Raw genomic sequence first — 10,933 nt, 5'->3', positions numbered from 1 at the left:
GCCGCGGGCGACGACGTGCGCCTCAGGGCTCGCTCCGACGGCGATGTGGCCGGGCGTCACGACGGCGAACGTCCAGTAGGCGCGGCGTTCGTGAGTGGGCAGCGCGCGGAACCAGGTGAGCGCGGCGGTTCGGTCGTCGACGTCGATCTCGGCGGTGAAGTCTCGGCGGATGACGAAGTTGGCGCCTTCGCCGCGTCCGATCTCGTCGGCGATCACGGTCTCGACGATGGCCGCGTACTCCTCGTCGGCGATGTCGAAGCCGCCGTCGCGCAGCGGCACGGCATCGGACGGGAGCTCGGCCAGCAGGCTCGCGGCGGGCAGATGCAGGTGCTCGTCGACCACGATGCACCGCAGGGGGGCGCCGTCGTCCTGAGCGACGAATCCTCGTTCGCGAACCTGCCGATACGGCACCATGGCGAAGATCTCGCGCGGCGCTCCGTCGATGGTGAGGGGGATGTCGGCGAGCAGATCGACGTCGACGACTTCGCCGGTGAGCAGCTCGACGGTGTCGGCGCCGTCGCGCGCGATGAGCACGAACGACGCTTCGGGGTTCGAGGTGAGCTCGGCAAGACGTGAGAGGGTCATCGGTGTCTCCTGTGCGTGGCTCCGGCTCGACTCAACGAAAAGACCGCCCCGGAGGCGGTCTGGATTCGTGGGAACGCGAACACACCGCCTAAGAGGCGGGCCACCAGGTGAAGTTCGCGAGCATGGGCTGAAAACTATCACACCGGCGGCTCGTCACCCGGTCGGATGACGGCTCGACGCACGCTGCCCGCATCCAGCCCGCGTGCATCCAGGCGGCGTAGGCTGGTGGTTGTGCCAGCAGTGAATCTTGGGATGCCGAAGATCCCCGAAGTCCTCGCCCCGCGCCGCAAGACCCGCCAGATCAAGGTGGGCAAGGTGCTCGTGGGCGGCGACGCTCCCGTGTCCGTGCAGTCGATGACCACCACGAAGACGACGGACATCAACGGGACGCTCCAGCAGATCGCCGAGCTGACGGCGTCCGGGTGCGAGATCGTCCGCGTGGCCGTCCCGCATCAGGACGATGCGGATGCGCTGAAGATCATCGCGATGAAGAGCCAGATCCCCGTGATCGCCGACATCCACTTCCAGCCGCGCTACATCTACACCGCGATCGATGCCGGCTGCGGAGCCGTGCGTGTGAACCCCGGCAACATCCGCGAGTTCGACGGCAACGTCGGAAAGATCGCGGCGGCAGCGAAGGCTGCCGGTGTCTCGCTGCGCATCGGCGTGAATGCCGGGTCGCTCGACCGTCGGATCCTCTCGAAGTACGGCAAGGCCACGGCAGAGGCGCTCGTCGAGAGCGCCGTCTGGGAGGCATCGCTGTTCGAGGAGCACGACTTCCACGATTTCAAGATCTCGGTCAAGCACAACGACCCCATCGTGATGGTGAAGGCCTACCGTCAGCTCGCAGAGCGTGGCGACTGGCCCCTGCACCTCGGCGTGACCGAGGCCGGCCCCGCGTTCCAGGGCACGATCAAGAGCGCCACGGCGTTCGGCATCCTGCTCGGCGAAGGCATCGGCGACACCATCCGCGTGTCCCTGTCTGCTCCGCCCGCCGAAGAGGTGAAGGTCGGACACCAGATCCTGCAGTCCCTGAACCTGCGCGAGCGCAAGCTCGAGATCGTCTCGTGCCCGTCGTGCGGACGCGCGCAGGTCGACGTCTACACGCTCGCCGAGAACGTGACCGAAGGCCTCAAGGACATGACCGTGCCGCTGCGCGTGGCTGTCATGGGCTGCGTCGTGAACGGACCCGGTGAGGCTCGCGAAGCCGACCTGGGCGTCGCCTCCGGCAACGGCAAGGGCCAGATCTTCGTCAAGGGCGAGGTCATCAAGACCGTTCCCGAGGCCGACATCGTGGCGACGCTGATCGAAGAGGCCAATCGGATCGCTGCCGACATGGGGCCCGAGGCACCGCTCGGCACGGCGCAGGTCGTCACGGTCTGACCTCGGTCCGAGCGATCGCCGCCGAGTGCGACGGCGATCGGCGCCCCGCACCCGAGACGTCTCGCCACGGGATGACCGTCGTCGAATGAACCCAAGGAGTCACATGTCGTCTTCTACGATCGTGTCGTTCGCCGCGGGAGCCGTAACCGGCTCGAGCACCGTGCAGCGGATCGAAGCCACACCGAACGGCACCGTCGTCATCGTCGACGCGACGCCCTTCCACCCGGTCGATCACACGTGGCCCGACCAGCCGGGCGACAGCGGAGAGATCGCGTTCGACGGCTCGGCCGTCCGCATCACCGAAGCACTCATGGCCGCGGTCTCGGATGAAGGAGAGCTCGCCGTCGGCGTCGACATCCCCGTGAAGCGCGGAGCGGAGGGGTGGACCTGGCTCGTCGGGCATCCGCTCGATGGCGATGCGCCGGAGTGGCTGACCGAGGGTGCACGGGTCGAGCTGTCGGTCGACGTGCCGAGGCGAGCAGGGCTCAGCCGCGGACACACCGCGTGCCACCTGGCATCGTTGGCTCTCGATCTCGCTCTCTCCGACCTCTGGCGCAAGGACCCGGGGGCGGATGCTCTGGGCAACCCGAACTTCGAGGCGAAGGCCAATCAGTCCAGCCGCATCCATGAAGACGGCGCGGTCGACGAGTATCGGCTCGGCAAGAGCCTTCGCAGAGCCGGCTTCGACACGGAGACGTTCGCTGCGACCCTCGCTGATCGAGAAGCGGCGATCAACACGCAGCTGGCTGCCTGGGTCGATTCCGCAGCGCCCAGCAGAGTCGTCGCCGACGGGTCGACGATCGTGGATCGGCGCAGCTGGCACTGCGAGCTTCCCGACGGCACGGCGGAGATCCTCTGCGGCGGCACACACGTGGCATCGCTCGACGAGTTCGTCTCGATCTCGGTCTCGCTCGATCTGACCGATCCGCAGCTGCTGGTCATGACCACGACAGCAGTGATCGCCGCCTGAGCGCGGGTCAGCGCAGGAAGCCGCTCTGCACCCGTCCGCCGGCGCGCTCCAACTCGTCCTCGACGCGGTCGGCGAAGGCGGCATAGTCGCGTGCGAGCAGAGGGTCGCTCAGCCGATCCGCCCGTTCCCTGTCGAGGTCGCGCAACCGCCTCGGCAGCCATTTGCCAGTCGCGATCCAACATCCTTCGCTGAGCAGCATCAGCTCGGCGGTCCTCTCGAACAGCACGGATGCCTCGACGTGCCGCTCGAGGTCATCTGCGGAGTCTCTGAGATCGTCGAGAACGTCGGTGATCACGTATCGGCGGAACGCCGACTCCTGCGCGCTCAACGTCGGACCCGCATCGAGCACGGCTCGCCACTTCTGCCGGAGAGCGGGCAGGTCGCTGTCATCTCTGATGGCGATTCCCTCGACGAGCATGTGAACCGTCACGGGGCGATGCTGCTCGACGCCTCGACGGGCCCATTCGTCGAATCCACCCGGCGTGTACGCGAAGACCTCGAAGATCTCGCCGTCGAACTCGTGGGTCGAGGCTTCGCTCGTCTGCTCCTGGGTGTCGAACAGCTGATCGCCGAGGAGCAGCAGGTCGATGTCGCTCGTCGCCGTGCGTTCGCCTCGCGCGGTGCTGCCCGCGACGATCGCGATGGTGGCATGAGGGTGATGGGCGGCGACGAATCGTTCTGCGACGGCGAGGTGGTGCACGCCGACAGCGTAGCCGTCGTCAGAGCGCGAACTCGATCTCTCCGCGGGCGATGTCGGTGCTCACGACCCGCACCGAGACCTGCCCGCCGGGCACTGTGCCGGCGGGGACGGGGGCGGATGCCGTCACCGCCGGGTCTGCGATCTGCACCGACGCACGCTCGCGACGCATCTCGATGACGGTCGCGTCGACCGTGCTGCCGACCAGCGGCGTGACCAGCGCGGCCTCGACGCAGTTGATCGTGGCCGAGTCGAGTCGCGACGCGCGCTGCCCCGACTCCTGCATCAGCGCAGGGAGGTCGTTCAGCGACTCACGCACCCACCCGGGCACCTCGTGCCCGCCCGACACCGCGAGGCAGATCGCCAGCGACCAACGATCGACGAGTCGGCGCAGGGGAGCGGTCGCGTGTGCATAGGGTGCTGCGATCGCGGCCTGATCTATGTCCTTCGGAGCTGCGCCGTCGAACGTCACGTAACCGGCGCCGCGGAAGAGCGAGGCCGCTGCTTCGAGAACAGGAAGGGACAGGGGGTCCGCCCGATCGAGGTCGCGCAGGTAGTCGCCGTATCGTCCGGTGGTCCAGGGGCGGCCCAGCGCTTCCGTCTGGTGCCGGAACGCATCGAACGCCTGCTCATCGGGCTGCGGCATCGTCCGCAGGATCCCGACGCCCGCGTCGATCATCAAGGATGCCGCTGCCATACCTGTCATCAGCGACAGCTGCGCGTTCCACTCCTCGACGGGCAGCGGATGCCGCCGTTCGATCGCGTAGGTCCCATCCGATGCTTTGACGACCTCCTCGTCGGGGAGATTGAGGCTCGCACCGCCACGGAGCTTCTCCAGTTCGATCCTCAGCGCGCCGATCTCGGGCAGCAGCGACGCGGGTCCGTCCTCACCGCGATCCAGGGCGGCCTGGGTGGTCACGTAGTCGAGCTGTGCACGCGATCTGATCAGTGCGCGCTCGAGACGGAACTGCGTGACGACTCCGGCCGAGTCGAGAGCGAACGTCCAGACGAGCGCCGGGCGATCGACGTCTGCGAGCAGCGAGGCCCGGTCTTCGCTGAGCACCTGCGGATGCAGGGGGATCTTGCCGTCGGCTGCGTAGATGGTCTGGCCACGGCGTCGGGCTTCGGCGTCGACGGCTCCTCCGGGGGCGACGAATCCCGGGACGTCGGCGATCGCGTAGCGCACCGCATAGCCGGAACCCTCGCGCTCGAGGTGGAAGGCCTGGTCGAGATCCCGTGAACCGAGCGGATCGAGGGTTGCGAAAGGGATGTCTCGCAGATCGAGCGCGGGGGTCGGCGAGTTCGCCGCGTCCGCTTCGGCGAGCACATCGGCGGAGAAGTCGGTGGGTGCGTCCAGCGATTCGCGAAGCGCCGCGAGCGCCTCGGCGAGTTCGGTCTGCGCGGCGGAGGGGGCAACGTGCGATCGGCGCTGAGGCATGTCCCCACACTATGTCGCCGTTCGGCAGCCCTGAGGGCGGAGGTGGCGTGTCGTCGTCGCCTGTTCCGCGCGCAGGTACGGGCGCACAAGTCGCGCCGAACCTGTGATTCGCGTGTCCGTCCGACCCCGACCGGATTCGAGGGCGTTAGCGTGGAGGGCATGACCACTGCTGCGAAGGCCCAGACCCTGATCGGACTCTACGAAGCCCCGGAGATCCTCCGCGTCGTGAATGTGTGGGACGTCGTCTCCGCCCGCGCGGTCGCGAAGCTCCCGGAGACGAAGGCGATCGCCACCGCCGGCCACGGCATCGCCGCATCGTTCGGCTACGAGGACGGCACCATTCCCCGCGACATCATGATCGACATGGTCGGTCGCATCGCGACGTCCGTCTCCGTCCCTGTGACCGCCGACCTCGACGACGGGTACGACGATGCGGGCGAGACCACCCGTCTGGCGATCGGCGCCGGTGTCGTCGGCGCCAACGTCGAGGACCGCCTCAAGCCGTTGGACGAGTCCGTCGCGGCCGTCGAGGCGATCGTGAAGGCCGCAGAGGCCGAGGGTGTTCCCTTCGCCCTCAACGCGCGCACCGACGCATTCGTGCGTGCGGGCCACCGCCCTGTGGCCGAGAGCGTCGCCGACGCGATCCAGCGTGGGCGTGCGTTCCTCGACGCCGGCGCCACGGCCGTCTTCGTGCCCGGTATGCTCGACGCGAACACGACGCGTCAGCTGGTGGAAGGCCTCGGCGAAGGCAAGCTCAGCGTCATCGGGCTTCCCGGAACGCTGGCGGCCTCGGAATACGAGAAGCTCGGGGTCACCCGCATCTCGTACGGCCCGCTCCCGCAGCGGGTCGCCCTGACCGCGGTGCAGGAGCTCGCCGCGAGCCTGTACGCCGGCGGAGTGATCCCCAACGGCCTGCCCGCGCTCAACTGACGTCTCGCGAAACCGAGTGACCACCGGTCAGTAGACTTGCCCGGTGGTCACTCGTCTTTCGAATTTCTTCCTCCGCACGCTCCGCGAAGACCCTGCAGAAGCAGAGGTCGCCAGCCACAGGCTGTTGATCCGCGCCGGTTACATCCGTCGCGCGGCGCCGGGAGTGTTCACCTGGCTGCCACTGGGGCTCAAGGTCAAAGCACGCATCGAAGCGATCGTCCGTGCGGAGATGGCGAATGCCGGCGCTCAGGAAGTCCACTTCCCCGCGCTCCTTCCGCGTGAACCCTACGAGCAGTCCGGTCGGTGGGAATCGTACGGAGACGGCATCTTCCGCCTGCAGGATCGCAAGGGTGCGGACTACCTGCTCGCCCCCACGCACGAAGAGATGTTCACGCTTCTCGTGAAGGACCTCTACTCGTCGTACAAGGATCTTCCGCTGACGATCTACCAGATCCAGGACAAGTACCGCGACGAGGCACGCCCCCGGGCAGGCCTGCTCCGCGGCCGCGAGTTCACGATGAAGGACGCGTACTCGTTCGACGCATCGGATGCCGGTCTCGAGGTCAGCTACCAGTCGCAGCGAGACGCGTACGAGCGCATCTTCCAGCGGCTCGGTCTCGAGTACGTGATCGTGAACGCCGACAACGGGCTCATGGGAGGTGCGCGGAGCGAGGAGTTCCTGCACCCGACTCCGGTCGGTGAAGCCACGTTCGTGCGCAGCGCCGGTGGGTATGCCGCGAACGTCGAGGCCTTCTCGACCGCGGTGCCCGACGCGATCCCGTTCGACGCGGACGCCGCGCCGGTCGTCTTCGACTCGCCGAACACGCCGACGATCGACACGCTCGTCGCGCACACGAACGCGCATCTGGAGGGCGAGTACTCCGCCGCGGACACCCTCAAGAACGTCGTGCTGGCGCTGACTCACGTCGACGGCTCTCGCGAGCTCGTCGTCGTGGGCATCCCCGGCGACCGCGAGGTCGACGAGAAGCGCGCCGAGGTCGCTTTCGCGCCTGCCGAGGTCGAGACGGCCACCGCCGAGGACTTCGAGAAGAACCCGCTCCTCGTCAGGGGCTACATCGGACCGTGGTCGCCGACCGGTGCTGTGCTCGGCGAGGAATCGGCGACGGGCATCCGCTACCTCGTGGATCCTCGTGTCAGCGAGGGCACGAGCTGGATCACCGGCGCCAACCTCGATCAGAAGCACGCGCACTCGGTCGTCGCCGGTCGCGACTTCTTCGCCGACGGCGTCGTCGAGATCGCCGACGTGCGCGCAGGCGACCCGGCGCCCGACGGTTCCGGCCCGGTCGAACTCGCGCGTGGCATGGAGATCGGCCACGTCTTCCAGCTCGGACGCTTCTTCGCCGAGACGCTCGGGCTCAAGGTGCTGAACGAGAACGGCAAGCTCGTCACGGTCACCATGGGCTCGTACGGCATCGGCGTGACGCGCATCCTCGCGATCATCGCCGAGCTGAACAATGATGAGAAGGGCCTGATCTGGCCGGCATCCGTCGCGCCGTTCGACGTGCAGGTCGTGGCGGCCGGTCGCGACCAGGTGGCCTTCGACGTGGCGGCGGATCTCTCTGCCCAGCTCGAGTCCGCGGGTCTCGATGTGCTCTACGACGACCGCCCCAAGGTGTCTCCGGGAGTGAAGTTCGGCGACGCCGAGCTCGTCGGCGTGCCGAAGATCGTCATCGTCGGCCGCGGGGCGGCCGACGGTCAGGTCGAGCTGTGGGATCGCAGCACGGGGGATCGTCAGGCGGTGTCGGTCGCCGACGCCGTGCAGCACCTGATCGCTCGCTGACCGCTCCCTGAGCGCAGTCACGCGGATGCCGCGCATGTCCTGAGGAGATGCGCGGCATCCGCGTCTTCATGCCCGAGTCGTCAGCAGACGATGCGGCCGTGGTTCATGATGTCGTCATCGGGGGTGTCGTGGGTGACGAGCGCCTTGAGCGCTCCGGCCGCCATCGCGATCTTGCCCTTCGCAGGCTCCCAGAACTCCGTCACGGTGGGCGTCACCTTGAGCAGGGCGATACCCGGTGTGTCGAGTCCGTCCTCGAACCAGATGTCCAGCGACGGCGAGTAGAGCTCCTCCATCTTCGCGCGGTCGTGCACCACGGATGCGTTGCCGGCGACCGATACGTACCGCATGCCCTTCGCGTCGCAGTACGCGAGGCCGACCTGTCGGTGCGCCCGCGCCTCTTCGACCTTCTCGGTGTCTTCGGCCGTGAAGAACCAGATGTCTCCGGCGTCGTCCATCTGCCGCGTCGACATCGGCCTGCTCACGAGGTTGCCGTCATCGTCGGTCGTCGTCAGCATCGTGAAGTCGATGTCCTCGACGAGCTCGCTCACGCGAGCCAGTGCTTCGGGTCCTGTGATCTCTGTCATGAGGCCACTGTCGCGCATCCGATCGCCTCTCACACGGGCGTTGACACCGAGCGCATCGCGTGGTGAGGCGGCGTTGCGGAGCTCGGTCCTGCGACCGCTCGTGACAGGCTGGGTGCATGACGGACGAACCGCTGCCGGAGTCGCTGAGCGCCGAGATCAACAACGTCCTCGATGAGGCCGGAGTGAAGACCGACCGCAGGCTGGTGATGCGCATGATGCGCACGGCGGTCCTGCTGGGGGAGGACGGCACGAACCGCCTCGACCTCAAGATCGCATCGGCCGCCCTCGCCGAGATGAGGGATGCCTTCCGCCTGTTCGCGCCGTTCGAGGGCGTGCCGAAGGTCACCGTCTTCGGTTCGGCGAGGACTCGCCACGACGACCCGCTCTACGTGCAGGCCCGCGATGTCGCCGCCGCTCTCGCGGCGGACGGCTGGATGGTGGTCACGGGTGCGGGCCCCGGGATCATGCAGGCCGCCGCCGAAGGAGCAGGACCCGCGCTCTCTCTCGGAGTGTCGATCCGGCTTCCCTTCGAAGAGAAGGCCAACAGCCTCATCGCCGCGAGCGAGCACGTCGTGGCGATGAAGTACTTCTTCACGCGCAAGCTCATGCTCATCAAGGAGTCCAGCGGCTTCATCTGCCTTCCGGGCGGGTTCGGGACGCTCGACGAGATGTTCGAGCTGCTGACCCTGCAGCAGACGGGCAAGGCGGAGCCGACGCCGATCGTGCTGCTCGACGAGCCGGGTGGCACCTTCTGGCACGGGCTCAAGCGATTCATCGACGAGGATCTCGCCCCGACGGGCGTGATCTCGGAAGGGGACTTCGACCGGGTCGTCATCACCGACTCCGTCGAGTCGGCCGCAGCAGTGATCGCCGGCTTCTGGCGCAACTACGACTCACTGCGCTGGGTGGGGGAGAGCCTCGTGCTCCGACTGCGCGCAGAGCCGACCGACGCGGAGCTCGAGGACCTGAACGATCGGTTCTCGGGGATGCTGGCCGGCGGACGCATCGAACGTACGGCGCCGCGTCAGCCCGAGGTCGCCGACGACGACCTCCTGCACCTTCCCCGGCTCGCCCTGCATCTCGATCAGCGGCAGGTCGGACAGCTCTTCCGGCTGATCGGAGCCGTCAACTCGCTGGATTCTGCTCCCGAGTCCTGATCTCGCGGGCGAAGTCCGCGAGATCGATCTCGCGGCCGAGGATGCGCTCAGCCGCGCGACGACCCGAGTACAGCGCCGCACCGACGGTCGCCGGCTCGTCACCCCAGGTGGCCTCGCCGGCGAAGTGCAGCCTTGCGTCGACGGGGCCCGCGAGCTCGTCGTGGTCGTGATGCGACGATCCGACGGCCAGGTGCGAGTATGACCCCTCGGAGTACGGATCGTGTCCCCACCGGGTGACCCAGTGCGCGGTGGGCGCGCCGACTCCGTCCCCGTACAGTGCGCGCAGCGCGGAGAGGACGTCGTCGACGATCTCGTCGTCGGCCAGCTCCTGCATCCTTCGGCCGAAGGGACCGGCCGCGAAGGTCAGCAGGGTCGGACGCCCGCTGACGGCAGACACGTCGTACCAGGAATGCCAGTGCTCACCGGCCTCGCCGAGGGCGCGCAGCACGTAGGTGTCCTCGCCCCAGAAGCGCTCGGAGAACTGGATGAAGATCTTGTTGAACACGCCCATCCCGAGTCGGGCGATCGGCGCGGCGACGGACTCGGGCAGGGGAGGGGTGAACTCGATCGACCCCGCTTTGAGCACTCCGAGCGGGACGGTGACCAGGACGCTCCGAGCGGAGAATTCACCGTTCCCGGTCGAGACGGTCACTCCGGAGGCGGTTCGCGCGACTCGGGTGACGACGTGGCCGAGGCGGATGTCGAGCCCCCGGGCGATGCGCCTCGGCAGCTCGTCGTACCCTCGAGCGAAGATGACCTCGTCGCCGTCGATCGCGTCTTCATCCAGCCCGTGAGCGTCGAGATCGCCGATCCAGGCGCCGCACTGCTCTTCGACACGGTGACGGAAGAACTCGCGGATCTCGTCGATGCGCTCGGGATCGAAGCCCGAACGGTCCAATGCGCGTTCGGTGACGTCGAGGTAGGTGTCGCCGGGGGAGGACGCGGCGATCTCCTCGACGAGAAGTCGGTCGGCCTCATCGACGTCGTCGACCCACTGAGCGGTGCGTGCGGCGTCCATCGGCCTGCCGTCGCCGTCGAAGTTCTCGATCGGGCGGCCACCGGCCTGGAAGCTCCCCACGGTGTACTCGAGGGTGGGGATGTCGAGGGCCCGCACCAGGTCCCACAGCGGCGAGTCGTCGATCCCATGCACCCACGACGCCCCGAGGTCGACAGGGAAGCCCGCCTCCCGGTCGGTGTTCATGCGGCCGCCGACACGCTCCCGTGCTTCGAGAACGATCACGAGCTCTCCGGCGTCGGCGAGCATGCGTGCCGCCGTCCCGCCCGACATCCCTGCCCCGATCACGATGGTGTCGTACGTCGTCACTGAGTCCTCCTGCCCGCTCGGCACCGCGTCGGGGCGGCCGCCTCCGTGGCATCGGGCGGTGGGC

9 protein-coding genes and 1 pseudogene are annotated in these 10,933 nt (G+C 67.9%); 5 read left to right on the top strand and 5 right to left on the bottom strand.

All coding sequences use genetic code 11. The features are described from left to right. Window positions 1-585, bottom strand: a pseudogene (locus J7E68_RS07245) (chorismate-binding protein); the annotation flags it as partial. Between the two features lie 231 nt (window positions 586-816). Here J7E68_RS07245 and ispG point away from each other — a divergent pair. Then, window positions 817-1,968: a flavodoxin-dependent (E)-4-hydroxy-3-methylbut-2-enyl-diphosphate synthase gene (gene ispG / locus J7E68_RS07240; RefSeq protein ID WP_215171249.1), complete on the top strand. Its 1,152-nt coding sequence runs from the start codon at window positions 817-819 to the stop codon at window positions 1,966-1,968. Between the two features lie 103 nt (window positions 1,969-2,071). Then, entirely contained in the window at window positions 2,072-2,938 is an 867-nt protein-coding gene (locus tag J7E68_RS07235) for a hypothetical protein (protein ID WP_215171247.1), read from the top strand. Between the two features lie 7 nt (window positions 2,939-2,945). Here the strand turns inward: J7E68_RS07235 and J7E68_RS07230 are convergent, their stop codons facing one another. Together J7E68_RS07230 and J7E68_RS07225 are read right to left on the bottom strand one after the other, a co-directional pair. Continuing rightward, entirely contained in the window at window positions 2,946-3,638 is a 693-nt protein-coding gene (locus J7E68_RS07230; RefSeq protein ID WP_215171245.1) for a nucleotidyltransferase domain-containing protein, read from the bottom strand. A gap of 19 nt (window positions 3,639-3,657) precedes the next feature. Then, window positions 3,658-5,073 carry an RNB domain-containing ribonuclease gene (locus J7E68_RS07225; RefSeq protein ID WP_215171243.1) on the bottom strand — a complete coding sequence of 472 codons (1,416 nt, stop codon included), beginning with the start codon at window positions 5,071-5,073 and terminating at the stop codon, window positions 3,658-3,660. Between the two features lie 159 nt (window positions 5,074-5,232). On the opposite strand from J7E68_RS07225, the gene J7E68_RS07220 reads away from it, so the two are divergent. Next, complete coding sequence (locus J7E68_RS07220; protein WP_215171241.1) at window positions 5,233-6,003, top strand: isocitrate lyase/phosphoenolpyruvate mutase family protein; 771 nt, start codon at window positions 5,233-5,235, stop codon at window positions 6,001-6,003. 43 nt (window positions 6,004-6,046) lie between these two features. Next, a complete protein-coding gene (locus tag J7E68_RS07215; RefSeq protein ID WP_215171239.1) occupies window positions 6,047-7,804 on the top strand; it encodes a proline--tRNA ligase in 1,758 nt (585 codons plus the stop codon). Window positions 7,805-7,884: 80 nt separating this feature from the next. On the opposite strand, the gene J7E68_RS07210 is transcribed toward J7E68_RS07215, so the two are convergent. Then, window positions 7,885-8,388 carry a pyridoxamine 5'-phosphate oxidase family protein gene (locus J7E68_RS07210; RefSeq protein ID WP_215171237.1) on the bottom strand — a complete coding sequence of 168 codons (504 nt, stop codon included), beginning with the start codon at window positions 8,386-8,388 and terminating at the stop codon, window positions 7,885-7,887. 116 nt (window positions 8,389-8,504) lie between these two features. On the opposite strand from J7E68_RS07210, the gene J7E68_RS07205 reads away from it, so the two are divergent. After that, a complete protein-coding gene (locus tag J7E68_RS07205) occupies window positions 8,505-9,545 on the top strand; it encodes a TIGR00730 family Rossman fold protein (protein ID WP_215171235.1) in 1,041 nt (346 codons plus the stop codon). On the opposite strand, the gene J7E68_RS07200 is transcribed toward J7E68_RS07205, so the two are convergent. Then, window positions 9,514-10,933 (bottom strand): FAD-dependent oxidoreductase (locus J7E68_RS07200; protein ID WP_311416597.1); only part of this gene is annotated, 1,420 nt, incomplete at its 5' end. The two genes, J7E68_RS07205 and J7E68_RS07200, sit on opposite strands and share 32 nt — an antisense overlap.

It is taken from the genome of Microbacterium sp. ISL-103, assembly GCF_018613995.1.
Classification (GTDB): Bacteria; Actinomycetota; Actinomycetes; order Actinomycetales; family Microbacteriaceae; genus Microbacterium.
This window is presented reverse-complemented; position numbering and strand designations above follow the sequence as displayed.

Excerpts from the sequence above, each read along its gene's own strand:
- J7E68_RS07235 (WP_215171247.1), top strand. The coding sequence starts at position 2,072 with ATGTCGTCTTCTACGATCGTGTCGTTCGCCGCGGGAGCCGTAACCGGC.
- J7E68_RS07225 (WP_215171243.1), bottom strand. The coding sequence starts at position 5,073 with ATGCCTCAGCGCCGATCGCACGTTGCCCCCTCCGCCGCGCAGACCGAA.
- J7E68_RS07220 (WP_215171241.1), top strand. The coding sequence starts at position 5,233 with ATGACCACTGCTGCGAAGGCCCAGACCCTGATCGGACTCTACGAAGCC.
- J7E68_RS07210 (WP_215171237.1), bottom strand. The coding sequence starts at position 8,388 with ATGACAGAGATCACAGGACCCGAAGCACTGGCTCGCGTGAGCGAGCTC.
- J7E68_RS07205 (WP_215171235.1), top strand. The coding sequence starts at position 8,505 with ATGACGGACGAACCGCTGCCGGAGTCGCTGAGCGCCGAGATCAACAAC.